Origin of the sequence: Rhodococcus sp. OK519 (assembly GCF_003051005.1) — a bacterium.
Classification (GTDB): Bacteria; Actinomycetota; Actinomycetes; order Mycobacteriales; family Mycobacteriaceae; genus Prescottella.
In genome coordinates, this window is sequence record NZ_QAOW01000009.1 from 225496 (window position 1) to 251070 (window position 25575).

Below are 25575 nucleotides of genomic sequence, written 5' to 3' on the forward strand. Positions count from 1 at the left end.
ACGATGATTCGATCGAAGCGGCCCTGGGCCGTATTGACCCTGGTCGTCAGCGCAGCACTGCTGGCCGGCTGCGCATCCAATGCAAGCGCGAGCGGCGAGACAACGGCCGCAGCGGACACCTTCATGCCAGGGATTCGCGGCGACCAGGGCGATGGCGGTGACCCTGCCGACGGCGGAACCCTGTCGTTTGCGAGCTACGCGCCTGTGTCCAGTCTCGACCCGGTCCGGACCCAGCCTTCCGGCTCGACGGGTGGCACCGAGATGGCGGCGATCTACGACCTTCTCGTCCGCTACGACGCGGAGACGGGCCGGTACGAACCGCAACTGGCCCGATCACTGGAGCCGAGTGACGGCGGCAAGACCTGGGCCCTGACGCTGCGGGACGGTCTCACCTTCAGCGACGACACGCCCCTGGACGCGTCCGCGGTGATCGGCAGCATCAACCGCTACAACGCGAAGCGCGGTGCCAACAACGAGATCTGGTCTCGCAACGTGGCGGCCGTGACTTCTCCGGATCCGTCGACCGTGATCTTCACCCTCACCCAGTCCTGGTCCGAGTTTCCGGCGCTCCTGGCGTTCGGACACGGCATGATCGTGGCGCCGACCGCCGACCGCGGTGGCCAGTTCGTTCCGACCGGAGCCGGCCCGTTCGAAGTGGAACGGTTTGCGCCTCAAGAAGAACTCGTCCTCACGCCACGTTCCGACTACTGGGGCGGCGCACCCCATCTCGGCAAACTGAAGTTCGTCAGCGTCCAGGGCGAACAGCCCAAGCTCGACACACTGGCGTCCGGCGGAATCCAGATGGCGTACCTGCGCAATGCCGAGACGGTACTCACCGCCAAGGACCGGTTCCCCGGGTACGCCGACTTCATCAGCATGGCGATGATCGGGCAGATCAACCACCGACCGGGACATCCGGGTGCCGACGTCCGCGTCCGCCAGGCGATGGCGTCCGCCATCGATCCCGCGACGATCGACCAACGAGCACGCGCCGGACAGGGCATGCCGGGTGCCGAACTCTTTCAATCCTGGTCGAACTGGAACAACGACGTGGCGCCGCTTCCCCCGGATCAGGCCAAGGCCCGGGAACTTCTGAACGCGGCCAAGAAGGACGGCTACGACGGCGTCGTCCGCTACGTGGGAGTCCAGGACCCGAACGGTGAAGCTGCCGGTCTCGCGGTGCAATCCATGCTGCAGGCCGTGGGCTTCGACGTCCAACTGGACTTCGTGCACAGCCCGACCGACATGGTGAAGCGACTCTACGTCGACCACGACTACGACCTAGCGTTCGGCGGGACCGGACTGCTCGACGCCGCGCCCTTCCTTCGCCTCTATTCGACGCTGTACAGCACCTCGACCAACAATTCGGCGGGCGTGCAGAGCCCCGTGATCGATGCGGCGCTGGATGCTGTCATGACCGCGGACTCGGACGACGCCAAGCGTGCAGCGCTGGCGAACGTCCAGCAGGTCTTCAACGACGAGGTCCCGATCCTGGTGTGGGGCGCCGGCGCCAACTACGTCCCCTGGCAGGACAACGTTTTCGGAGTGAAACCGAGCCTCGACAGCATCATGCTGCTCGACAAGGTGTGGATCGCCCCGTGACGGCCAGAGTGCGGCGCCGGTCGAGCGTGATCAGCCGGCGTCGTGCTCGTGGAAGTGCGTCGCACCGATCGTGTGGAGCAGTTCGTGGACGGTGTCGTCGACGAGGCGGTACCGGACCGTGCGTCCCGATCGCTGCGCCTCCACCCAGCCCTGCTGTCGCAGCAGGCGCAGCGCATGCGACACCGCGGTGCCCGTCATGCCGAGTGCGGCGGCGAGATCGGTGACGCAGATGTCGGGCGCGTGGTGCAGGCACAGCAGCAGCCGCAGCCGATTCGGATCCGACAGCAGCTCGAAGCGGCCCGCCCAGCCCGCGATGTCCGGGGCCACCAGTGCCTGTGCGGCGCGGCGGACGTGATCCGGGTCGATGGCGGGAGTCTCGGGCACGGCCTCAGTGTAGGTCTGTGTAACCGAAACGGGACCTAACGTAGAGGCGTGGTCATGCAGCAGGCAGTCAATCCCGTCGACGGCGTCGGCATCGCGTACCGAGTGATCGGAGACGGCCCACCGTTGGTCCTTGCGCACGGCACCGCGCTGTCGAGCGCGATCTGGCGGGCCTTCGGATACGTCAAGGCGCTGCGCGACGAGTTCCAGCTGATCCTGCCCGACATGCGCGGTCACGGCCGCAGCGACAAACCGCACGAGCCGGCGTCGTACGCGATGGACCTCGTCGTCGGCGACATGCTCGCGGTGCTCGACGACCTGGGCCACGAGCGCGCGCACTATCTGGGTTACTCGTTCGGCGGACGCGTCGGCCTCTCGCTCGCCGTCGCGGCCCCGGAGCGCCTGTGCACGCTCACCGTCGGCGGCGGAAGCAGCCGTCCGCAGGCCGGTTCGTTCGACAAACTGTTCTTCCCGGGCTGCATCGACGTCCTCGATCACGAGGGCATGACGGCCTTCCTCGACCGGTGGAACGAGCACCGCCCGTGGCCGCTGGATCCGGCGACGCGGGCCGCGTTCGACGCGAACGATACTCGCGCCCTGGTCGCGTATCTGCGCCGCTCGGAGGAGGAGCCCGGCGTGCCCGACGCGGCACTCGCCGCGCTGGACGTCCCGACACTGCTGTTCGTCGGGTCGGAGGACCGGCCACGTTTGTCGGACACGCAGAAATTGGCGGCACTGATCCCCGGGTCTCGGCTCGCCGTGATCGACGGCTTCGACCACGCCACCACCGTCGCGGCCTCCCCCGAGGTCCTGACGGTGGTGACGCCGTTTCTCGACGATCACAGTCTCAGCGGCTGAATGCACCCTCGAGTCGGTTCCGCGAACCCGGGTGGATCAACCGCGCCGCGCTCACCAGTCCGTGGTCGGACCAGGTCCGCCGGCGGATCAGCAGGCACGGTTCGCCGCGGTCGATCTGCAGCAGGCGGCATTCCTCGGGACTGGCGAGGACCGCCTCGACGACGTGCTCGCCGCGCACCAGCGGGGCGACGCGGGTGAGGTAGTCGTTGGGGGTGATGGCGGTGAAGTCCTGATCGAGGTAGGCGGGTGCCTCAGCCGGGTTCACCAGGCGATCCTCGACCTGGATCGGCTTGTCGTCCTCGTAGTGCACCAGCACCGAGTGGAATACCTTGGCCCCGACAGCATCTCGCAGGAACGCCTGCGAGTGGTCGGTCTCCTCCTCGCGGACGAAGATCACCTCGGTGCGGTGCCGGTGGCCGCGCTCCTGGATCTCGTCCGCGATGTTCTTCACCTCGAACAGCGGTGACGGGGTCTTGGTGCTGGCGACGAACGTGCCGATGCCCATCATCCGGACGATGAGGCCTTCGCCCGTCAACTCACGCAGCGCACGGTTGATCGTCATCCGGGACAGTCCGAGCGCGCCCACGAACTGATTCTCGGACGGCAACTGGTCGCCCTCCGACCAACGGCCCGAACGGATCTGCTCCGCTACCAGCTTCTTGACCCGCTCGTAGGCAGGCACGGACTCGCCACCGGCCTCGCCGAACAGCGCGGCGAGTTCCGCGTCGACGTCAACCACTGCCATCCGCTGCCCCTGTATCTAGAGAAGTCCCGCCGATACGGTCTTCGACTCGGCCCACGGAGTCTACCGACCGGTGCGCTGCCGAAACGGTATGCCTGGTCATCGACTCATCGACATCAGAGCCTCGTCGGCGGCGTCGATCCGGTACTTGCGGGCCCGGTCGAGGATTGCCTCGGCCGCGCGCAGACGCGGAAGGTAGCTGCCGTCGATGCTGTCGGTGCGGTGAGCGAGCAGGTCCCTGGCGCTGCGCACCTCTTCCGGGCTGGGCGCGAACTCGGTGTTGATCGTGCGGACGTGGTCCGGCTTCACACACAGCATGCCGCCGAGCCCGGTCGCGATGGATCGACGGCAGTAGTCGCGAACCCCGCCCGCGTGGGGCGCGAGGGAGGGTCCGTCGATCGGCGCGGGGAGACCGGCCGATCGGCTGGCCAGGACGAGGTGCGCCCGAGCCCCCATGACGGTTGCCGAATCGTCCGTCGCGGCGGTGTCGTGCCGGAAGTCGCCGCTACCGAATGCCAAGCGGGTCACAGAGTTCGACCGCGCGATCGACACCGCCTCCAGAATCCCGGTCGCCGATTCGACCAGGGCGACGAGACCTCCGTCGAAGTCGCCCAGCGCGGCTGCGGTCGCCTCGATCTGCGCCGCGGACTCGGCCTTCGCCAGCACGACCCCGAGGATTCCGGGGCACCGGGCGGCGAAGTCGAGGTCGATGCTCCAGTCCGCAGTGGTGGCCGCGTTCACGCGGATCCACGCCTTCCCGCCCCGGCTTGCCCAGTCGTGGACCTCGTCGCGTGCGCGGGGCCGGTCCTCGGGCAGGACACCGTCCTCGAGGTCGAGGATGACGGCGTCGGGACCACACCGGCCGATCGTGTCGTCGAGGTCGTGCGTGCGTGTTCCGGGCACGAGCAGCCACGAACGTGCGTCTCGCGGGGAGACCGACTCACTGGTGTTGCGGGAATTCAAGGTGGTGATGACCTTTCCATCGTGGACGGGGACCATGTCAGCTCAACCGACCATCCGGCGCAGCTGACGCGACGCGACGGACAGCGCGGCGAGGTCACGCTGTCCGGATGCGGAGATCTCGGTGAGCGAGTTCCGGGCCCGGCGCAGACGGGACTCGTTGCGCTCCTCCCAGTCCCCGATCATCCGGTCGGTGTTGTCGCCGGGAACCGCGTGCGCGAGGACGTCCAGCGTGAGAGCCCGTGCGCTGTCGTACAGCTCGTCGCGCAACGCCAAGCGGGCCAGGGCATCCCAGCGGCTCGTCTTGCCGAGGGCCGAGACCCCGTTGAGGAGCGGAACGAGACCGACCCGTTCACACAGCCGGAAGTACAGCTCAGCAGCGACGGGCAGGTCGCACTCCGCGAGGTCCGCGATCTCGACGACGTCGAGCAGACCGAACCGGTCGAGGGCCAACTCCACCTCCCGGACCAGGTCTTCGGGTGCGCCCCGCTCCGCGATCGCGCGGGTGCGGTCTCGGAGGTTGGTGCGGTCGGCGCCCACCAGCCACTCCTCGAGATGGGCCGACGCATCCTCGATCCGATCCCGGAACCGCGCGATCTCCGCGCCCACTGCGAGAGGCTGCGGCCGTCGGTGCAGCATCCAGCGCGACGCCCGGTCGAGGAGCCGACGGGTGACGAGGACGAGTTCGTCGGCGACCTCGCTCGGCACGTCGGCCGATGCGATGCGCGACCACAGCGTGGGAAGCCCGAACACGTCACTGACCACGCTGAACGCCCGGACGGCGTCGTCGGCGGTGGCGCCTACCTCCTCGGCGAGGCGGAACACGTAGGAGATACCGCCGCGATCGACGACGTCGTTGGTCAGCGTCGTCGCGACGATCTCCCGCCGCAGGGGATGCAGGTCGACGGCCTCCTCGTGGTCGCGGCGCAGCGGCGTCGGGAAGTATCCGCGCAGGATCGGCAGGAACACGTCGTGGTCGACGAGGTCACCGCTCAGCAGCGCACCCTTCAGGTCGAGCTTGACATGCGCCATCAGCGTCGCCAGTTCGGGAGCCGACAGTCCGTCGCCGGCCGTACGCAGCGCGGCGATCGCCTTGGCGTTCGGCAGCACGTCGAGGGCGCGGTCGACCGCACCGGCCGCCTCGAGCGCCGAGATCAGCCGCCCGTGCACCCCGATCATCTCGGACGCGTCGGCGAGCGCCGTACCCATCAGCTCGTTCTGGGAGACGTTGTCCGCCAACACGAGAGCGGCGACCTCGTCGGTCATCTCGGCCAGCAGACGCGGCCGCGCCTGCGGCGAGAGGCCCCCCGCACTGACCAGGTCGTCGAGCAGGATCTTGATGTTGACCTCGTGGTCGGAGCAGTCCACACCGGCCGAGTTGTCGAGGGCGTCGGTCCCGACCCGGCCCCCGGTGCGGGCGAACTCGATCCGCGAGGCCTGCGTCAGACCGAGGTTGCCGCCCTCTCCGACCACCCGGGCGCGAAGATCACACCCGTCCACGCGCACAACGTCGTTCGCCTTGTCGCCGGCGTCGGCGTGCGATTCGGTCGAGGCCTTGACGTACGTGCCGATTCCGCCGTTCCACAGCAGATCGACCGGCGCCCGCAGGATCGCCCGGATCAGTTCGGGCGGAGTCATTTCGGTGACGTCGTCGCCGAGTCCGAGCGCCCGTCGCGCCTGGTCGCTGATCGGAACGGACTTCGTCGTCCGGTCCCAGACGCCGCCGCCGGCGCTGACGAGGGACCGGTCGTAGTCGGCCCACGACGAGCGCGGCAGCGCGAACAGCCGCTCCCGCTCCGCGTACGACGTCTCGGGATCGGGGTTCGGATCGAGGAAGACATGCCGGTGGTCGAACGCCGCGACGAGGCGAATGTGCCTACTGCACAGCATTCCGTTACCGAAGACGTCACCACTCATGTCGCCGATTCCCGCGACCGTGACGTCCTCGCGCTGGCAGTCGACGCCCAGTTCCCGGAAGCGGCGTTTGACGCTCTCCCACGCGCCGCGCGCGGTGATGCCCATCGCCTTGTGGTCGTATCCCACCGATCCGCCGGAGGCGAAGGCGTCGCCGAGCCAGAAGTCGTACTCGGCCGCCACCTCGTTGGCGATGTCGGAGAACGACGCGGTGCCCTTGTCTGCGGCCACCACCAGGTACGTGTCGTCGGCGTCGTGGCGGACGACGCCCTGCGCCGGCACCACGGCCCCTGTGCTCCGGTCGATGTTGTCCGTGAGATCGAGCAGGCCGCCGATGAACATGCGGTACCCGGCGATGCCGGCCTCGCGGAGAGCGGCGCGGTCGGCATCGCCGTCGCCGGTGGGGACCGGGGGCCGGCGCAGCACGAAGCCGCCCTTGGCGCCGACCGGCACGATCACGGCGTTCTTGACCGCCTGTGCCTTGACCAGGCCCAGCACCTCGGTGCGGAAGTCCTCGCGCCGGTCCGACCAGCGCAGGCCGCCGCGCGCCACCGAACCGAAGCGCATGTGCACACCGGCCACGGCGGGCGAGTACACGAAAATCTCGTGTCGGGGCCGCGGCTCCGGCAGCTCGCCGATGTTCCGCGAATCCAGCTTCAGCGCAATGGTTTCCCGCGCCGGGGGGGTGAAGTAGTTGGTGCGCACGGTGTTGCGCACCGCACCCAGCAGCGCCCGGAAGATCCGGTCCTCGTCGAGCCCCAGCACCGCCTCGATCAGGGCCGCCGCCGCGTCGACGGACTCCTCGCCACCGGACACGACGGACGGATCGAAGCGCGCGGCGAAGCACTCGACCAGGGCGGCCGCGATCTCGGGATGTCGACACAGGGCGTCGGCGACATAGGCACTGCTGTAGGGGAATCCGGCCTGCCTCAGGAACTCCGCGTACGCGCGCAGCACGGTGACCTCACGCCAGCGCAGGCCCGCGCGGGCCACCAGTTCGTTCAACCGGTCCGCCTCGGCGACGCCCTGCCACAGCGCCTGGACGGCGCCGCCGAACCGGGCGGCGAACTCGTCGAACCGGGCGTCCGGAGCAATGGCGTACCGGACCGTGAATTCGTACACCCAGCAGGGCATTCCGGCCGGAGTGGTGAGGGCATAGGGGCGCTCGTCGAGCACCTCGACACCGAGGCTCTGCAGCAGCGGCATCAGATCCCCGAGGGACGCCGGGCGTCCTCCGACATAGAGCGAGAGCCGGTGGGTTCCGCGGGCGGCCGCGTCGGGGACGATCCGCACGTCGACCGCGCCGTCGGAGAGCTCGCCGAGGATGGCGAGGTCGATGCGCGCACGGTCCGGCCGGATGTCCTGCTTGTAGCCGGCGGGCAGTTCCGCGACGTACGCGGCGAGCTCGTCGCGCGCTGCGGGGTCCGCGCCGGCGAGCAGGTGCTCGTCCCAACTGCGGAAGATACGGGCGAGAGCATCGTTGATCTCGCTGGGGTTCGGCATCGGATCGGTCTGGGTGGAGACGGTGTTCATCTGGGAACCTTCCGCCGGGTGCCACGCTGCACCCGACTGGTCGTCGTGTCCGTTCATCGGGTCGAACATCTCTCGACGTCAGGGGCTGTACCGCTGGATGCCCCTTGACACGAGCTTGTATAGACAGGAATATACAAGTCATAGTTGCAGAACGTGAGCCAGCGCACAACAGCTACGCCCACACGGATTCGGACGACAACGGCGTCGGACGAAACCGCGTGACACCACCGCGCCCTCACCGCCCGATTCGCTAGGAGTACCCGATGGACATCACCTCACCCGGCCACGAGGCCCGCCCGGTCAGCGCCCCCCGCGGCTCCGAGCTGAACACCCTCGGGTGGCAGCAGGAGGGCGCGCTGCGCATGCTCATGAACAACCTCGACCCCGAGGTTGCCGAGCACCCCGACAACCTGGTCGTCTACGGCGGCACCGGCCGCGCCGCCCGCAGCTGGGCCGCGTTCGACGCCATGGTCGCCACCCTGAAGACCCTGAAGAACGACGAGACCATGCTGGTGCAGTCCGGCAAGCCGGTCGGCGTCTTCCGCACCAACGAGTGGGCGCCCCGCGTGCTGCTCGCGAACTCCAACCTCGTCGGCGACTGGGCCAACTGGGAGCAGTTCCGCAAGCTCGAGGCCGAGGGCCTGATGATGTACGGCCAGATGACGGCCGGTTCCTGGATCTACATCGGCACGCAGGGCATCCTCCAGGGCACCTACGAGACCTTCGGCGCGATCGCCCGTAAGCGCTTCGAAGGCACCCTGGCCGGGACCATCACCCTCACCGCCGGCATGGGCGGCATGGGTGGCGCGCAGCCGCTGGCCGTCACCATGAACGACGGTGTTGCGATCTGCGTCGACTGCGACGTCACCCGCATCGATCGCCGCATCGCCCACAAGTACCTCGACACCAAGGCCGACAGCATCGAGCACGCGCTGCAGCTGGCCACCGAGGCTCGCGACGCGCGCAAGCCGCTGTCGATCGGCCTGGTCGGCAACGCCGCCGAGATCTTCCCGGCCCTGCTGGAGATGGACGCCCCGATCGACATCGTCACCGACCAGACGTCGGCGCACGATCCGCTGTCCTACCTGCCGATCGGCGTCGACATCGCCGACATGAAGGACCTGGCCGCGAAGGATCCGGAGAAGTTCACCGAGGACTCGCGCAAGGCGATGGCCGCGCACGTCGAGGCCATGGTCGGCTTCATGGACAAGGGCGCCGAGGTCTTCGACTACGGCAACTCCATCCGCGACGAGGCCCGCAAGGCCGGCTACGACCGCGCGTTCGAGTTCCCCGGCTTCGTCCCGGCCTACATCCGTCCGCTGTTCGAGGAGGGCCTCGGCCCGTTCCGCTGGGCCGCGCTGTCGGGCGACCCCAAGGACATCGCCGCCACCGACAAGGCGATCCTCGAGCTGTTCCCGGAGAACGAGCACCTCAAGCGCTGGATCGAGATGGCCGGCGAGCGCGTCGCCTTCGAGGGCCTGCCCGCCCGCATCTGCTGGCTCGGCTACGGCGAGCGCCACAAGGCCGGCCTGAAGTTCAACGAGATGGTCGCCAGTGGCGAGCTGTCCGCACCGGTCGCCATCGGCCGTGACCACCTCGACTCCGGTTCCGTGGCGTCCCCGTACCGCGAGACCGAGTCCATGAAGGACGGCTCCGACGCGATCGCCGACTGGCCGCTGCTCAACGCCCTGGTCAACACCGCGTCCGGCGCATCGTGGGTCTCGATCCACCACGGCGGCGGCGTCGGCATGGGCCGCTCGATCCACGCCGGCCAGGTGTGCATCGCCGACGGCACCGAGCTGGCCGCGAAGAAGATCGAGGCCGTGCTCACCAACGACCCGGGCATGGGCGTCATCCGCCACGCCGACGCCGGCTACGACCACGCCATCGACACCGCGCGTGAGCGCGGCGTCCGGATCCCGATGACCGAGAACAACTGACCGGGAACAACCGACCGGGAACAACTGATACCCCCACCTGAACACGGCTCACGACGACCAGCGTGAGCCCGAACCGGTGGCAGTGACGTCGGCTCCGCGACGAGCGGCACCGACGTCGGCCCCACAACGAGCGGCAACGCGCAGGACGATCCCCCCTGCTCGTTGCCGCTCGTCGTCGTTTTCCCAGGTCGAGGCGCGGACGAACCCCCTCTGGACAAACTGCGCGAGCGGATGCGATAGTCAACGAGTGCCACTAGATGGCAATTGGCTTCCACTAGATGAAATCTAGCGATTCCCCCTCTCGCATCTCCAGGAGTTACCCGTGACCGCTCAGACGCACGACGACGCCGTCGACATGTCCGAATTCCGCAGCACCGTGCGCGCTTTCGCGAACGCCGAGATCCTCCCGGGTGCCGCCGAGCGCGACGAGTCCAAGGAGTTCCCCGCGCACCTGATGCGGCGCCTCGCCGAGCAGGACCTCATGGGCATCTCCGTTCCGGAGGAGTTCGGCGGCCTCGGCCTGTCGACCCGCGCCCAGCTGGTCGCCGTCGAGGAGGTCGCCCGCGCCGACGCCGCCCTGGCATCCATCTACACCGCCCACTACCTGGGCCTCGAGCCGATCCTCGTGGGCGGCACCGAGGAGCAGAAGAAGCGCTGGCTGCCTGGACTCGCGTCGGGTGAGGTCCTCGCGGGCTTCGCCCTCACCGAGCCCGACGCCGGCTCGGACATCGCGTCGATGCGCACCGTGGCGCGCCGCGAGGACGACGGCTGGCACCTGTCCGGCTCCAAGACCTTCATCTCCAACGCCCGCGAGGCCGACCTCGTCGTGCTGTTCGCCAAGACGGACCCGTCCGCCGGGTTCCGCGGCATCACCGCCTTCGCGGTCCCGAAGGGCACGCCCGGCATCAGCTACTCGGAGCCGCAGGACAAGATGGGCATCCGCTCGGCGCCCACCTACACCGTTTACCTCGACGACGTGGTGCTCCCGCACGACGCCGTCATCGGCACCGAGGGCCGCGGTGGCAACATCGCGCTCACCGCCCTCAACCGCGCGCGCATCGACGTCGCCGCGATGGCCAACGGAATCGCGCTGCGCGCGTGGGAACTGGGACGTGAGTACGCGTCCGAGCGCAAGCAGTTCGGGCACCCCATCTTCGAGTTCCAGGCCATCCAGCTGCTCCTCGGCGAGTGCGACGCCAAGCTCGTGGCGTCCCGGGTGACCGCCGACTGGGCGTCCGACGTCAAGGACGCCGGTCAGGACCTGCGCCGCGCCGCCTCGATCTCGAAGTTCGTGGCGACCGAGGCCTGCTTCTCGATCGTCGACCAGGTCGTCCAGATCCACGGCGGCGCGGGCTTCATGCGCGAGTCCGAGATCGAGCGCCTGTACCGCGACTGCCGGATCCTGCGCATCTTCGAGGGCACCTCGCAGATCCAGCTGCTGACCATCGCGGGCAACGCCCCGTCGATCCGTTCCACCGAGTACTGAGAGGCGAGCAGCGATGACCACCCCCGCACTCCCCCCGCTCGACGGCGTCCGTGTCGTCGACCTCTCCCGCGTGCTCGCGGGCCCGTTCTGCACCGCACTGCTCGCCGACGCCGGCGCCGACGTCGTGAAGATCGAATCGAAGGCCGGCGAGGACTCGCGCCACCTCGGACCGTTCCGCGACGGCGAGAGCATCTACTTCAATGTCCTCAACCGCGGCAAGCGCTCGATCGCACTCGACCTCAAGGATCCCGAGGACCGAGAGTCGTTGCTGCAGTTAATCGAAGACGCCGACGTCGTCGTCGAGAACTTCCGTCCCGGCGTCACCACCCGGCTGGGCATCGACTACGAGGCGGCCCGTGCCCGCAATCCGAAGATCGTCTACGCGTCGATCTCCGGCTTCGGCCAGCAAGGTCCGATGGCCGGCGCCGCTGCCTACGACCTGGTGGTCCAGGCCCTGTCCGGCGTCATGAGCATCACCGGCACCGAGGAGTCCGGCCCCACCCGGCTGGGCGAGTCGTTCGGCGACACCATCACCGGCGTGTTCGCGGCGTGGGGCATCAGCACCGCGCTGCTGGCCGTCCGCAACACCGGTCAGGGCCAGCACCTGGACGTCGCGATGTTCGACAGCATGCTCGCGATGCTGCCCACCGCGCACAGCCAGCTGCAGGCGTCCGGCGAGACCCCCAAGCGCGTCGGTAACCGCCATCCGGTGTCGACCCCGTTCGACACCTACCGCGCCGACGACGGCCTGTTCGTGCTCGCGATCGCCAGCGAGAAGGGCTTCCAGACGCTGGCCCGCACAATGGGCCGCGAGGACCTGATCACCGATCCCCGCTTCACGGAGGACGCTCTGCGCACCGAGAACGAGCCGGCGCTCCGCAAGGAGATCGAGGCGTGGGCGGCCGGCCGCACGGTCACCGAGGTCCTCGAACTGCTGGACACCGCCGGCCTGGCCGGCTCCGAGGTGTGGAGTGTGCAGCAGGCGCTCGGCTCCGAGCAGGCCGGATACCGCGGCGTCGTCGAGACGTTCGAGCATCCCAAGGCCGGCACGGTGTCGTATGTCCGGCAGCCCGTCGTCTTCGGCGACAGCGCACGTCCGGCGGTGCGCCGCAGCCCGATCCTCGACGAGCACCACGACGAGATTCTCGGCGAGGCCCGCTCGCGATAGATTCTCGGGCGTCGGCCGATCGGTCGGCACCCTCGGCATGGGAGACACGCATGGCCCCCGGTGACGTGACGCGCAGTGTCAGTCGCACCTTCGAACTGCTCGGCGCGATCATCGACCACGGTGGACTGACCCTCGCCGACGCCGCGAAGACGACCGACCTCGCGACCAGCACCGCGCTGCGGCTCATCCGCAGCCTCGAGCAGACCGAGTTCGTCCTCCGCGGCGAGGACAACGTCTACCGGGTGGGTCCACGGCTGCTGCAGATCGGCGCGAAGGCCATCGCCGACAACCAGTTGCTGATCCGGGCGCAGCCCGCGATGGCCGAGATCGCGGCGACCACCCGGGAGTCGACATATCTGTCGGCTCCCGGGCCACGCGGCACGGCGCTGTACCTGGGGCAGATCGAGGGCACCCACGCCATCCGGCACATGGGGTGGGTCGGTCAGACCGTCCCCCTCGTCGGGACGGCGGTGGGTGCAGCGCTGCTCGGTGAGGTGGGCGCGGACGGCTACGCCATCGCCCACGACACCATCGAGGACAGCTCCACCGGCGTGGCCGCACCGATCTACGACGCGATCGGCCGGATCGTGGGCGCGCTCAGCGTCGTCGGCCCCACCTACCGACTCGACGACGACGTCTGCGCCCAGCACGGACAGGTACTCGTCGAGCACTGCACGCGACTCTCGGCCGAACTGGGGCGAACTGTCCCGTCGTAGAAGTTTGGTGCCACGGTCTCGTATTCGAGACAATGGCGCGGCACTCCGGCCGGACGGCCGGGGCCGGAAGGGGACGTTCGATGTCGACGAGCCGGGTCAAGTCCGCGGAGCGAGTACTCGACGTGCTCGATCTGCTCGCCCGCCGGGGCGTCCCGATGGCCGCCACCGAGATCGCGAGCGAGCTGGATCTGCCCAAGAGCACGACGCACCACCTGCTCAACGTGATGCGGGACCGGCGGTTCGTGTCCTATTGGCCCGACCAGCGGGCGTGGACGCTCGGCGTGTCCGCGTTCGAGGTGGGGGCGTCGTACATGCGGTCCGGTCCGCTGCACCGCGAGGGACAGCGGCACATGGTCGCCCTCACGAAGGCCGCCGACGAGACCTCGCACCTCGCGGTCCTGCAGGGCACCGACGTGATCTACCTGGACAAGCGTGAGCCACTCAAGCCGGGGGTTCGGCTGGTGACCGAGGTCGGTACCCGACTGCCCGCGCACCTGACGGCCGTCGGACGCACGATCCTCGCGCGCCTCGATCCCGAGCAGCTGAGCGCGCTGTACGCCGGCTACACGTGGCCCACGCGCACCGGCGAGGGGCCGACGTCGCTCGACGACCTGCGGGCGCTCCTGCAGGCCGATCGCGAACTCGGGTACGCCGTGGAGCGGGACTCGACCACCAACGGCGTCACGTGCATCGCCGGTCCCGTCGTCACCCGGGAGGGACGCCCGGTCGCCGCGCTGGGTGTCGCGTACCTGACGGGCGCACGCTCCGAGGCGGAGACTGCCGAGATGGCGCAGCTCGTCACGGAGGCAGCCGCGCACTTCTCGGACAGCCTCAGCGACCGCATGGTCGAGGAATCCATCGAATCCTGACTGGAGTCCTGAACCGGCGCTCCCCCTTCGACTCGTCGACCCCGCCCTCTCATTGTCTTATATACGAGACTATGGTCTCGTATACGAGACACAATCTTCACGGCCACGGAATCCGCAGCGACCGCCGGGCCGTCCCTGCCTTCGGAGTCCTCATGACCCTCACCACCCAGTCCACCGACCTCGTCGAGGTCGGACTCGGACCCGTCACGATCCAGGACGTCGTCGACGTCGCGCGCCACGGCCACGGGGTGCGCCTCACCGACGACGCCCTCGCCGAGATCACCCGCTCGCGTCGGCGCATCGAGGACCTCGCCGTCGACCCGCGTCCGGTGTACGGCGTCTCCACCGGCTTCGGCGCGCTCGCCACCCGGCACATCCCGCAAGAGATGCGAACCCAGTTGCAGCGCAGCCTGGTCCGCTCACACGCCGCCGGTTCGGGCCCCGAGGTCGAGCGCGAAGTGGTGCGCGCGCTGATGCTGCTGCGCCTGTCGACACTCGCCACCGGACGCACGGGTGTACGCCCCGAGGTGGCGCAGGCCTACGCCGACCTGCTCACGGCGGGGATCACGCCGGTGGTCCACGAGTTCGGCAGCCTCGGCTGCTCCGGCGATCTCGCGCCGCTCGCGCACGTCGCACTCGCGGTCACCGGCGAGGGCACCGTCCGCACCGTGGACGGACGCCTCGTGGATGCGGCCACCGCGCTCGCCGAGCACGGCCTGTCCCCCGTCGTCCTCGCGGAGAAGGAGGGCCTGGCCCTCATCAACGGCACCGACGGCATGCTGGGCCAGCTGGCGCTCGCCGTCACCGACCTCGATCACCTGCTCAAGCTGGCCGACATCGCGGCCGCGATGAGCGTCGAGGGCCTGCTCGGCACCGATCGGGTGTTCGCCGCCGACCTGCAGGCGCTGCGGCCGCATCCCGGACAGGCCGCGGCCGCCGCCAACATGGCTCGGCTGCTCGCGGATTCGCCGATCGTCGCGAGCCACGCCGGCCCCGAGGACACCCGCGTGCAGGACGCCTACTCGCTGCGCTGCGCACCGCAGGTGGCCGGCGGCGCACGCGACACCGTCGACCACGCCCGGACTGTCGCGAACCGCGAACTCGCTTCCGCCGTCGACAATCCCGTCGTCACCCTCGACGGCCGGGTGGAGTCCAACGGCAACTTCCACGGCGCGCCGGTGGCCTACGTCCTCGACTTCCTCGCGATCGTCGCGGCCGACGTCGCCAGCATCAGCGAGCGCCGCACCGACCGGTTCCTCGACGTCGCCCGCAATCACGGCCTGCCGCCGTTCCTCGCCGACGACCCGGGTGTGGACAGCGGACTCATGATCGCCCAGTACACGCAGGCCGCGATCGTCTCCGAACTCAAGCGCACGGCGGCGCCGGCAAGCGTCGACTCCATCCCGTCGTCCGCGATGCAGGAGGACCACGTCTCGATGGGCTGGTCGGGCGCCCGCAAGCTGCGTCGCGCGGTGGACGGGCTCACCCGCGTCCTCGCGATCGAGATTCTCACCGCCGCAAGGGGAATCGACCTGCGCGCACCGCTGCAGCCCGGCCCGGGCACCGGCGCGGTGATCCGCGCGGTGCGCGAGCACGTTGCCGGACCCGGCACCGACCGGTTCCTCGCACCCGAGATCGAGCACCTGGTCACGCTGGCGGCGTCGGGCGCGCTGGTCGCCGCAGTCGAGAACGAGATCGGAGCCCTGCAGTGACCCGCGCGATCGAACTGCCCCGGGCCCGGCCCGAGATCGACGCGCTGCCCGCGTACTCGAAGGCGTCGGGCGCCGCGACGGTCCGCTGGCGGGCGTCGAGCAACGAATCCACCATCGCCCCGTCACCGGCCGTCGTGGACGCGATCGCGCGGGTCGGCGCACACGGACACCTGTACCCGACTCTGTTCGCGGACGACCTGGTCGCGGCCCTGGCCGAGCGGCTGTCGGTCTCGGCTGATTCGGTGCTCACCGGCGCCGGTTCGCTGGCACTGCTGCAGCAGGTCCTCACCGCCTACACCGGACCGGACACCGAGGTGGTGCACGCGTGGCGCAGCTACGAGGCGTACCCCATCCTCATCGGGATCGCCGGGGCCACAGCCGTTCCGGTGCCGTTGGACGCGAAGCACCGCCACGACGTCGACGCCATGATCGCGGCGGTGACGCCCCGCACCCGCGCGGTGCTGGTGTGCAACCCGAACAATCCGACAGGCACCGAGCTCACCGAGTCCGAACTGCGCCGACTGCTGGACGGCGTGCCGTCGCACATCCTGGTGATCCTCGACGAGGCCTACCGCGAGTTCGCGGAGGAGCAGGTCGACGGTGTGGCACTGCTGCGCGAGTACCCGAACGTCGTGGTGCTGCGGACGTTCTCGAAGGCCTACGGTCTCGCGGGCCTGCGTGTGGGCTATGCGATCGCGAACTCCGCCGTCGCCGCTCCCCTGCACGCCGCGGCGCCGCCGTTCGGTCTGAGTTCGGTCGCCGAGGCGGCGGCGTGCGCCGCGCTCACCGACTCGGGGCATACCGACCGGATCGTCGAATCCGTGCGGTCCGGACGCGATCACCTGCGCTCGGGACTGGCGGACCGGGGCATCGAGACACCCGCCAGTGGAGGAAACTTCGTGTGGATCCCGATGGTCGACCGCTCGACGGCACTCGACGCGGCCTGCGTCGCGCACAGCGTGTCCGTGCGCACATTCGCGGGCGAGGGTGTGCGGGTGACCGTCGGCGACCGGGACGCCGAGGACGCGGTGCTCGCCGCCGTCGACGCCTTCACCGCAGACCGACAGAACTGATACGAGGAACCAGATGTCTCTCACCGCCCTCGCCGACGCGCTCGGCTCGAGCCGACTCGTCACCGACCCCGACGTCATGGACGCCTACACCCGGGACGAGGCGCACCTCGCCATCCCCGGACGCCCCCTCGCGGTGCTGATCGCGGACTCCACCGACGACGTCGCGGCCGCCATGAAATGGGCCACCGCCCATCGCGTTCCGGTGGTCCCGCGCGGCGCGGGCAGCGGCCTGGCCGGCGGCGCCACCGCGATCGACGGCTGCCTCGTCGTGTCCACCGCGGCCATGCGCGACATCGTCGAACTGAACGCCGCCGACCAGCTGGCGGTGGTGCAGGCCGGTGTGGTGAACGCCGACCTCGACCGGGCAGCCGCCGAGCACGGCCTGATGTACGCCCCCGATCCGAGCAGCTACCAGATCTCGACGATCGGCGGGAACATTGCCACCAACGCGGGCGGGCTGCGCTGCGTCAAGTACGGCGTCACGCGGGACTCCGTCCTGGGCCTCGAGGTGGTGCTGTCCGACGGCCGGATCCTGCGCACCGGGCACCGCACCGTCAAGGGTGTCGCCGGCTACGACCTCACCGGACTGGTGGTCGGTTCCGAGGGGACGCTCGGCATCGTCACGAGCGCGACCGTGCGCCTGCGGCCGCGGCCGCGCCGGGAACCCGCGACGATCGTCGGCAGCTTCGCGTCATTACGTGCGGCCGCGGACGCCGTCGCCGCGGTGGTGCGCGCGGGTATCGGGCCGAGCCTGATGGAACTGATCGACCGCGCCACGCTCGCGGCCATCGACGAGTGGAAGCGCATCGGTCTCGAGCCCGGCACCGAGGCAATGCTGATCGCGCAGGCCGACGGCCCCGACGCCGACGAGGCCGCCGCGGCGATCGAGCGACACTTCACCGCCGCCGGCGCCGACTTCGTCGCCGTGTCCCAGGACCCGGCCGAGTCGGCGCAACTGCTCGAGATTCGACGGCTGGCGTACCCGGCGGCCGAACGCCTCGGGCAGTGCCTGGTCGAGGACGTCGGGGTGCCGCGCTCGCGGCTGCCCGAGATGGTCGAGTCGATCGAGGAGATCTCACGGCGGCACGGCGTGACCGTGATGACAGTCGCGCACGCGGGTGACGGCAACGTGCACCCGACGTTCGTGTTCGACCGCCTCGCCGACGGGTCGGTCCCGGACGCCGTGTGGACGGCCGCCGACGAGGTGTTTCGGCGGGCGCTCGAGCTGGGTGGCACGCTTACCGGTGAGCACGGCGTCGGGGTGTTGAAGCGACGCTGGGTGGCGCTCGAAGTGGGAGAGACAGGTTTGGACATCCATCACGCGGTCAAGGCCGCGTTCGATCCGCTCGGTCTGATGAATCCCGGAAAGGGCTTCTGACCGGTTACCAGGACAAACAATCCGGATACAAACCTCAATATTGACAGACCTGTATATACAGGCCTATACATTTCCCAGCGACATGGCGTGACCCAGCGCACAAGCATCGAAGTAGGTGGGCATCACCCCCGGAAGTCGACCGCACCGCACGGTGCGGTCACCGCAGAAAGAGCAGGCCCAATGACACACGACGACGGCAGCACTTCCGAGGTGCTCCTCACCCCGGAGCGGCGCACCATCGACGTCGTTCCCGACGACGAACGCCACGGCACGCCCCGCAGCCAGTTCACGCTGTGGTTCGGCGCGAACATGCAAATCACCGCCATCGTGGACGGTGCCCTGGCCGTCGTCTTCGGCGCCGACGCACTGTGGGCCATCATCGGCCTGCTGATCGGCAACGTGTTCGGCGGCGCCGTGATGGCCCTCCACTCCGCGCAGGGTCCCCGCATGGGCCTGCCGCAGATGATCTCGAGTCGCGCCCAGTTCGGCGTCAAGGGCGCGGTCATCCCGCTCGTGCTCGTGATCCTGATGTACCTCGGCTTCGCCGCCACCGGCACGGTCCTCGCCGGCCAGGCCGTCAACAAGGTCCTCGGCATCGACAGCGCCTGGGTCGGCATCGTGATCTTCGGATTGCTGACCGCGTTCGTCGCCGTCACCGGATACAAGCTGATCCACATCGTCGGCAAGGTCGCGACCGTCGTCGGCATCATCGGATTCACGTACCTGGCGATCCGCCTGTTCCTCGAGTACGACGTCCTCGACTACGTCGGCATCATCGACTTCGACTTCGTGACGTTCCTGCTGGCGATCTCCCTCGGTGCCGGCTGGCAGCTGACCTTCGGCCCGTACGTCGCCGACTACTCCCGCTACCTGCCCCGCAAGACCAGCGAGCGCACCACGTTCTGGTCGACGTTCCTCGGCAGCGTCATCGGATCGCAGTGGTCCATGACCTTCGGTGCCCTCGTCGCGGCCGTCGCAGGCGACGCCTTCCTCGGCAACCAGGTCGGCTTCATGGGCGACCTCGCCGGTCCCGCGATCATCGCGTTCCTGATCTACCTGGTGATCGTGACCGGCAAGCTGACGGTCAACGTCCTCAACGCGTACGGCGGCTTCATGTCGATCCTCACCACCGTGACCGCGTTCGACGGCCGGTCGCAGATCTCGACCAAGGCCCGCTCGTTCTACATCCTCGGCTTCACCGTCATCTCGATGTTCATCGCGATCGCCGCGAGCGCCGACTTCCTGGACAACTTCAAGAACTTCGTCCTGGTGCTGCTGATGGTGTTCACGCCGTGGAGCGCGATCAACCTGATCGACTACTACCTGATCTCGAAGGAACGCATCGACATCCCGGCGCTGTACGACCCGAACGGGCGCTACGGAGCCTGGAACGTCCCCGCCCTGGTCGTCTACGTCGTCGGCGTGCTCGCCCAGATCCCGTTCCTCGCGCAGAAGATGTACACCGGCCCGATCACCGACATGCTCGGCGGCGCCGACATCTCGTGGATCGTCGGCATCGTGCTCACCGGGGCGATCTACTACCCGGTCGCCAAGCGGTTCAACAACCCGCCAGCCGCGATGATCTACCCCACCCACACCGCGATGGTCGACAGCCGGGTCTGATCCCGGCCGCGGCCACCGATTCCCCCTCAGAGAACAGTCACCTAGGAGCCTCACGTGACCACGACCGGTCCCCGGACCACCGCACTGACGAACATCGGCACTCTCGTCACCAACGACCCCTCACTGGGCGACGGTGCACTGGGTGTCCGACACGACGCCGCGGTCGTCTTCGAGGACGGCGTGGTCGCGTGGGTCGGTGACTCCGCGGACGCCCCGGCCGCCGACACCGCCCACGATCTCGGTGGCCGGGCCGTGCTGCCCGGCTTCGTCGAGAGCCACTCGCACCTGGTGTTCGCCGGTGAGCGGGCCGAGGAGTTCGCGGCCCGGATGTCGGGCGAGAAGTACGCCGCGGGCGGCATCCGCACCACTATCGAGGCGACGCGCGCCGCGAGCGACGACCAGCTCGCCGCGAACGTGCGCCGCCTGCTCGACGAGTCGCTACGCTCGGGCAGCACCACCGTCGAGATCAAGAGCGGCTACGGCCAGAGCACTCGGGACGAGCTGCGCAGCGTGCAGGTCGCAGGCAGGTTCACCGACGAGGTCACGCTGCTGGCCGCGCACGTCCCGCCGCCCGAGTACGCCGGCCGCGGCGACGAGTACGTCACGATGGCCGTCGACGAGATGATCCCGGCGTGTGCCCCATACGCGAAGTGGATCGACGTGTTCTGTGAGCGCGGCGCGTTCACCCTCGAGCAGTCGCGCGCCATCCTGACAGCCGGCGTCGCGCACGGCCTGATCCCCCGCGTGCACGGCAATCAGCTGGGCGAGGGCCCGGGTGTGCAGCTGGCCGTCGAGATGGGTGCCGCGTCGGTGGACCACGTCACCTACGTCACCGACGCCGACATCGACGCGCTGGCGAACAGCTCGACGGTGGCGACGCTGCTGCCGGGCGCCGACTTCTCCACCCGCAACCAGTACCCCGGTGCCCGTGCGCTGATCGACGCCGGTGTCACGGTCGCGCTGGGAGCGGACTGCAACCCCGGCACCTGCTACACCACCAGCCTGCCGTTCTGCATCGCGATCGCCGTCCGGGACATGCACATGACGCCCGCCGAGGCCGTGTGGGCGGCCACCGCGGGCGGCGCGAAGGCGCTGCAACGCGACGACGTCGGCAGCCTGCGGATCGGCGCCCGCGCCGACGCGATCGCGCTCGATGCCCCGTCGTACCTGCACCTCGCCTACCGTCCGGGTGTGCCGCTGATCCGCGAGGTCTTCAAGGACGGCATCCTCGCGACGGCCGCGAACTGATCGAGGGAACAGGCACCTGACATGAGCAACCACATCGACGTCGACATCGCTCCCCGGCCGTGGTCGGGACGGACCGACGGCCTCGGCCCGGAACACCTGCGCTGGCACCAGGCCGTCACGCCGTACCGCCCCGGCGAGGGCCCCGGCACCGTCCTGATCGGGTTCGCCAGCGACGAGGGCGTCCGCCGCAACAAGGGACGCCAGGGCGCTGCCGCCGGCCCCGACGCCCTCCGCAAAGCCCTGTCCTCGATGGCCCTCGAGAACGAGACGACGCTGTTCGACGCGGGCACCGTCGCCGTCACGGGCGACCGACTCGAAGCCGGCCAGGAGGCACTCGGCACCGCCGTGACAACGGCACTCGATGCGGGACGGCTCGCCGTCGTCCTCGGCGGCGGTCACGAGGTCGCGTACGGCACGTATCTGGGAGTGGCTCCCTCCGCGTTGCGGGGGCGGCACCCCCGGCTGGGCATCCTCAATCTCGATGCCCACTTCGACCTGCGCAGCGACCCGATCCCCAGTTCCGGCACGCCGTTCCGGCAGATCGCCGAGGCCGAGCAGGCCGCGGGCACGAGCCACCGCTACGACGTGATCGGCATCAGCCAGCCCAGCAACACCAACGTGCTGTTCGACACCGCGCGGAGCCTCGGCGTCCGGTACCTGCTGGACGAGCACTGCGGCGTGGCCGATCGGGCGCGCGTCGACGAATTCCTCACCGACTTCCTCGACGACGTCGACCTCGTCTATCTGACGATCGATCTCGATGTCCTGCCCGCCGGCGTCGCACCGGGTGTCAGCGCACCCGCCGCCTACGGTGTCCCGCTCGAGATCATCCAGCGCGTGTGCGATCGGGTGACCGCGAGCGGCAAACTCGCGGTCGTCGACGTGGCCGAGCTCAATCCGTGCCTCGACGTCGACAACCGCACCGCCCGCACCGCGGCGCGGCTCATCCACCGCATCGTCACCGGGCACGTGCCGGTGGCCTGAAACAGCCTGTCACTAGCCGCTATTCCCCCTCCCCTGTAGCCGGCACCCTCTTCCACGGGTGTCGGCTGCAGCGGTTTCGGGGCACCGCTCGTGCTCTGCTCCGACGCGCGCGAGATCGCTAGCATTCACATGCAGGGACAGGTGCGGGCGCTCGCCGCCTTCGATGGGTGCCTCACCGGAGTCGAGGTAGTGGCGCAGGATCTCGGCGAACGCGTCCGCCCGCTACTGCGCCGGGGTGCGGGAGTTGGTCGGGTCGTCCATCGGATTCCTGGGCTTCGTCAACGCAGACAGCGCCATCAGCAGCATCTCACCGGTCACCGCATCGAGATCCCCCTTGACCGCGACCCGCCCATTCAGAGTTTTCGAGGCCTGGAATTCGTTGCGTTCGGTGTCCTCGCTGGGCGGTAGCTCGTCGGATTCGAAGATCCGCTCCAACCTGGAGATGCACGTGCGGACGGTCATCGTGGTCGCAGTAGGTCCGGTCGCAGTAGGTCCGGTCGCAGTAGGTCCGGTCGCACTGTCCAACAAGACTTTCCTGCACGCGCGCCGCTTGGAGGCTACGGCCCGTCCCGGGGCTATTTTGGCCACGGGTTGTTGTCATTGTGGCGGTGGGGTGGTGTTAAAGATAGGCCAGCAGATTTCTGTGGCGGTGAACGTTGTTGGCGCTGAGGGCGTGCCGCCGAAGTAGTGTTCGCGGATTGGCCCCTGTCGGCTGATTAGATGCTCGTTGGCGTATGTGCCCAGGGCCGCGTAACTGCGGTCGATACCTTCGTGTCCGCCGGAGTGGGTGAGCACCGCGAACTCAGCCTGGGGTAAGACCTCGGCGCGGACGCCTTCCGGGGGTTCGATGGAGTGCAGCGCGGGGACAAAGAGGGTTGATTTACCGCGCGATTCGAGGAAGAGCGCTCGCTCGTAGAGGCCACCAGGCACCACTGCGGACGGTGCGCCTGCTACCGCGGCAACTGCGTCCAGCAAAGTCTTTAGCGTCGCCGCGAACCAGGTGTCGATCTCGGAAACCTCGAGGATGGCGCCGATTGACCACACGGCGAGCGCAGCTTCATGGCGCACCGCCACGAAGGCGGGGGTCTGCACTGGAGACAGCAACTCGCGCAGCGCGCTCACGATGTCGCGGGTCTGTTGCAGCTGCACTTCCATCTGTTCGAGATGAGTCGTGATGATCTCGGTGCGAGTTGCGGCGTCGTTGGTGCTCAGCAGCGCTTTGATGTCGGGAATGGACATGCCGAGAGATCGGAACCGTCGGATGATGTGTGCATGATCGACCTGGCTGGTGTCGTAGAAGCGGTAGCCCGTGTGGGAATCGATATGGGCTGGTTCGAGAATGCCGATGTCGTGGTAATGCCGGAGCGCTTTCCTGCTCAGGCTGGTCATCACTGCGAAGTCACCGATCGAGACCTGTGCACTCATAGCGTCCTCCTCTGCGCGCTGGCGGGTTGTAGGGGCATCCTGCAGTCTCCCCCTAGGGCAAGGTCAACAGTGCAGTGCGAGTCCGAGAGGTCCCGTTCGTACCGTCCTCTACTAAAACACTGGCGAGCCAGTGGCAGCGCTGGGGAAACGGACCCCGCTGCAGCCAGGCATAGATGCGAGATCGCCACCCTGGGTTGACATTCCCCTTACGGGAAGTTCCACCGTGGGGTCATGACAACAGCATGGGATGGACTCCCGAACACAGTAAAGACGTTTATGACCGCCCTCAACGACCAAGAGGACGGTCGAGCGCTGGCCACCTTCACCGCCGATGCGGTCGTGACCGACGACGGCCGGGGCTACACGGGCCGCGACGAGATCGGAGCCTGGCTGGCAGCCTCTGTGAGCGGCAGTGAATACACCTATACATCCGAATTCACCGGCGCCACCAGGACCGCCACCACTGTCGATGTCGGGCAGCACCTGGAGGGCAACTTCCCCGGCGGGGTCGCCGACCTGCACTACCGCTTCACGTTGGACGGCGCGCTGATCAGCCAGTTGGTGATCGAGCCGTGACGCGACGATGGTTCATCACAGGAGGCACGCCCGGCGGCTTCGGGGTCGCGTTCGCCGAGGCGGCACTGGAGACGGGGGACCGCGTAGTGCTCACCTCCCGGCGTCCCCACGAGTTGGCGGCGTGGGCCGAGCAGTACGGTGACCGCGTTCTGGTCGTGTCGCTTGATGTCACTGATACCGCGCAGGTACAGCGCGCGGTGCGTGCGGCCGAAGAGCACTTCGGCGGGATCGACGTGCTGGTCAACAGCGCCGGCCGCGGCTGGTTCGGATCGATCGAGGGCATGAACGAGACCTCGATGCGGGCAATGTTCGAGCTGAACTTCTTCGCCGTGCTGTCGGTGACACGCGCGGTACTGCCCGGGATGCGCGCCCGCGGCGACGGGTGGATCGTCAACGTGTCCTCGGTCGCCGGGCTCGTGGCGGCACCCGGATTCGGCTACTACAGCGCGACGAAGTTCGCCGTCGAAGCCGTCACCGAGACGCTACGCGATGAGGTCGCCGCACAGGGCATCTCCGTACTGGCAGTCCAGCCAGGAGCGACCCGCACCAACGCCTACGCCGGCTTCGCTCACGAACCAGTGTCAGAGCCGATCCCGGAATACCACGAGATGCTCAAACAGGTCCGCGCAACATTCGTGGGCATGGACGGTGTGCAACCCGGCGATCCGCGCCGCGGTGCCCGTGCAGTGATCGCGGCGATGACTCAGGACCCCCCACCCCGACGACTGGTCCTAGGCAACGGCGGTTTTGACGCCGTGACCGACACGCTAGAGGGGGCACTGACGGACATCCGCGCCAACGAAACCCTCTCACGTTCAACAGATTTCCTCGACTAGACAGCTCTCGAAACGAGACACACCGGTGGTCGATTCAATATGTGACTGCACTCGTACAGAGAGCACTGACACAGGTCGGCGCCGCGCACATCGCAACGGCCTACTCCATTTGGGCGCGTGACGAATGGATGCCAACGCGAAAGGAGTTCGGCGTCGTCGCGGTGCTCGGTCTTGCTTCGCTGTGTCTTGCGTCAAGAACATGGCAGGGATTGACCGCGTTGCAGGTTGGAGTTGTGAGTGGTCCAATTCGCGTGAGGAGCGCGCAAACCTGCTCCCCCACCGGATGCGATCTCGCCGACCTCGATCGCTAGTGACGGAATTCATTGGGGACCACCGATCTTGGCGTCGGCCATTCCGATCAGTTCTACCTATCACCCAACAGCGCACCGACGATCGTGCCCAAGCCCTTCCGAGCACGACAATACTGACCGGATCCACTCGAGCCACGGCCTCACACCCGCAGCCCGAGTGTCACCAACCCGATGGCTCAGTACACCTAGGCTGCGAACGCCGCAGCCGTCGCTGCCGTGTCCTCAAACAGGTGCATGCGC

20 protein-coding genes and 2 pseudogenes are annotated in these 25575 nt (G+C 68.6%); 16 read left to right on the forward strand and 6 right to left on the reverse strand.

The genetic code is table 11. The annotated features are described in order from the left end of the window. Positions 1-3: 3 nt before the first annotated feature. Complete coding sequence (locus C8K36_RS21045; protein ID WP_107986574.1) at positions 4-1602, forward strand: ABC transporter substrate-binding protein; 1599 nt, start codon at positions 4-6, stop codon at positions 1600-1602. Positions 1603-1632: 30 nt separating this feature from the next. Here the strand turns inward: C8K36_RS21045 and C8K36_RS21050 are convergent, their stop codons facing one another. Beyond that, positions 1633-1986 carry an ArsR/SmtB family transcription factor gene (locus C8K36_RS21050; RefSeq protein ID WP_107986576.1) on the reverse strand — a complete coding sequence of 118 codons (354 nt, stop codon included), beginning with the start codon at positions 1984-1986 and terminating at the stop codon, positions 1633-1635. 54 nt (positions 1987-2040) lie between these two features. Here C8K36_RS21050 and C8K36_RS21055 point away from each other — a divergent pair, with 54 nt between their 5' ends. Then, positions 2041-2841 carry an alpha/beta fold hydrolase gene (locus tag C8K36_RS21055; RefSeq protein ID WP_181319671.1) on the forward strand — a complete coding sequence of 267 codons (801 nt, stop codon included), beginning with the start codon at positions 2041-2043 and terminating at the stop codon, positions 2839-2841. On the opposite strand, the gene hutC is transcribed toward C8K36_RS21055, so the two are convergent. From hutC to C8K36_RS21070, 3 genes are all read right to left on the reverse strand, one after another. Continuing rightward, on the reverse strand, positions 2831-3586 hold the full coding sequence (hutC, locus tag C8K36_RS21060) for a histidine utilization repressor (RefSeq protein WP_107986580.1): 756 nt from the start codon (positions 3584-3586) through the stop codon (positions 2831-2833). The genes C8K36_RS21055 and hutC overlap by 11 nt on opposite strands. A 96-nt stretch (positions 3587-3682) precedes the next feature. Beyond that, positions 3683-4546, reverse strand: coding sequence for an aldolase/citrate lyase family protein (locus C8K36_RS21065; protein WP_258195527.1), 864 nt, complete (start codon positions 4544-4546; stop codon positions 3683-3685). A 42-nt stretch (positions 4547-4588) separates the two neighbouring features. Further along, positions 4589-7990 carry an NAD-glutamate dehydrogenase domain-containing protein gene (locus tag C8K36_RS21070; protein ID WP_107986665.1) on the reverse strand — a complete coding sequence of 1134 codons (3402 nt, stop codon included), beginning with the start codon at positions 7988-7990 and terminating at the stop codon, positions 4589-4591. 263 nt (positions 7991-8253) lie between these two features. On the opposite strand from C8K36_RS21070, the gene hutU reads away from it, so the two are divergent. The 11 genes from hutU to hutG all read left to right on the forward strand — a co-directional run bounded on the left by hutU (position 8254) and on the right by hutG (position 22187). Further along, positions 8254-9930: a urocanate hydratase gene (gene hutU / locus C8K36_RS21075; RefSeq protein WP_107986584.1), complete on the forward strand. Its 1677-nt coding sequence runs from the start codon at positions 8254-8256 to the stop codon at positions 9928-9930. Between the two features lie 355 nt (positions 9931-10285). Further along, positions 10286-11416 (forward strand): acyl-CoA dehydrogenase family protein, encoded by a 1131-nt coding sequence (locus C8K36_RS21080; protein WP_181319672.1) that lies wholly within the window; start codon positions 10286-10288, stop codon positions 11414-11416. Between the two features lie 13 nt (positions 11417-11429). Beyond that, the gene (locus C8K36_RS21085; protein WP_107986588.1) at positions 11430-12584 is read left to right on the forward strand and encodes a CaiB/BaiF CoA transferase family protein; all 1155 of its coding nucleotides are present in this window, start codon (positions 11430-11432) and stop codon (positions 12582-12584) included. 50 nt (positions 12585-12634) lie between these two features. Further along, positions 12635-13300 carry an IclR family transcriptional regulator gene (locus tag C8K36_RS21090; RefSeq protein WP_107986590.1) on the forward strand — a complete coding sequence of 222 codons (666 nt, stop codon included), beginning with the start codon at positions 12635-12637 and terminating at the stop codon, positions 13298-13300. 80 nt (positions 13301-13380) lie between these two features. Beyond that, entirely contained in the window at positions 13381-14169 is a 789-nt protein-coding gene (locus tag C8K36_RS21095; protein ID WP_107986667.1) for an IclR family transcriptional regulator, read from the forward strand. Positions 14170-14321: 152 nt separating this feature from the next. Next, the gene (gene hutH, locus C8K36_RS21100) at positions 14322-15881 is read left to right on the forward strand and encodes a histidine ammonia-lyase (RefSeq protein ID WP_107986592.1); all 1560 of its coding nucleotides are present in this window, start codon (positions 14322-14324) and stop codon (positions 15879-15881) included. Beyond that, complete coding sequence (locus C8K36_RS21105; protein WP_107986594.1) at positions 15878-16954, forward strand: histidinol-phosphate transaminase; 1077 nt, start codon at positions 15878-15880, stop codon at positions 16952-16954. Before hutH ends, C8K36_RS21105 begins: the two co-directional genes overlap by 4 nt. Before the next feature lie 13 nt (positions 16955-16967). Beyond that, a complete protein-coding gene (locus tag C8K36_RS21110) occupies positions 16968-18332 on the forward strand; it encodes an FAD-binding oxidoreductase (RefSeq protein WP_107986596.1) in 1365 nt (454 codons plus the stop codon). 180 nt (positions 18333-18512) lie between these two features. Next, on the forward strand, positions 18513-19955 hold the full coding sequence (locus tag C8K36_RS21115) for a purine-cytosine permease family protein (RefSeq protein WP_107986598.1): 1443 nt from the start codon (positions 18513-18515) through the stop codon (positions 19953-19955). A gap of 54 nt (positions 19956-20009) precedes the next feature. Further along, complete coding sequence (hutI, locus tag C8K36_RS21120) at positions 20010-21203, forward strand: imidazolonepropionase (RefSeq protein ID WP_107986600.1); 1194 nt, start codon at positions 20010-20012, stop codon at positions 21201-21203. A 21-nt stretch (positions 21204-21224) separates the two neighbouring features. Next, a complete protein-coding gene (gene hutG, locus C8K36_RS21125) occupies positions 21225-22187 on the forward strand; it encodes a formimidoylglutamase (protein WP_107986602.1) in 963 nt (320 codons plus the stop codon). An 87-nt stretch (positions 22188-22274) separates the two neighbouring features. On the opposite strand, the pseudogene C8K36_RS21130 reads toward hutG, so the two are convergent. Together C8K36_RS21130 and C8K36_RS21135 are read right to left on the reverse strand one after the other, a co-directional pair. Continuing rightward, a pseudogene (locus tag C8K36_RS21130) lies at positions 22275-22730 on the reverse strand (DUF222 domain-containing protein); the annotation flags it as partial. A gap of 54 nt (positions 22731-22784) precedes the next feature. After that, complete coding sequence (locus tag C8K36_RS21135; protein ID WP_107986604.1) at positions 22785-23612, reverse strand: MerR family transcriptional regulator; 828 nt, start codon at positions 23610-23612, stop codon at positions 22785-22787. A gap of 231 nt (positions 23613-23843) precedes the next feature. On the opposite strand from C8K36_RS21135, the gene C8K36_RS21140 reads away from it, so the two are divergent. The 3 genes and pseudogenes from C8K36_RS21140 to C8K36_RS25500 form a co-directional block, all read left to right on the forward strand. After that, positions 23844-24188 carry a nuclear transport factor 2 family protein gene (locus C8K36_RS21140; protein ID WP_107986606.1) on the forward strand — a complete coding sequence of 115 codons (345 nt, stop codon included), beginning with the start codon at positions 23844-23846 and terminating at the stop codon, positions 24186-24188. Further along, positions 24185-25024 (forward strand): SDR family NAD(P)-dependent oxidoreductase, encoded by an 840-nt coding sequence (locus C8K36_RS21145; RefSeq protein WP_107986608.1) that lies wholly within the window; start codon positions 24185-24187, stop codon positions 25022-25024. The genes C8K36_RS21140 and C8K36_RS21145 overlap by 4 nt, the downstream gene beginning before the upstream one ends. Positions 25025-25256: 232 nt before the next feature. Continuing rightward, positions 25257-25504: pseudogene (locus C8K36_RS25500) on the forward strand (hypothetical protein); the annotation flags it as partial. Positions 25505-25575 lie beyond the last annotated feature (71 nt).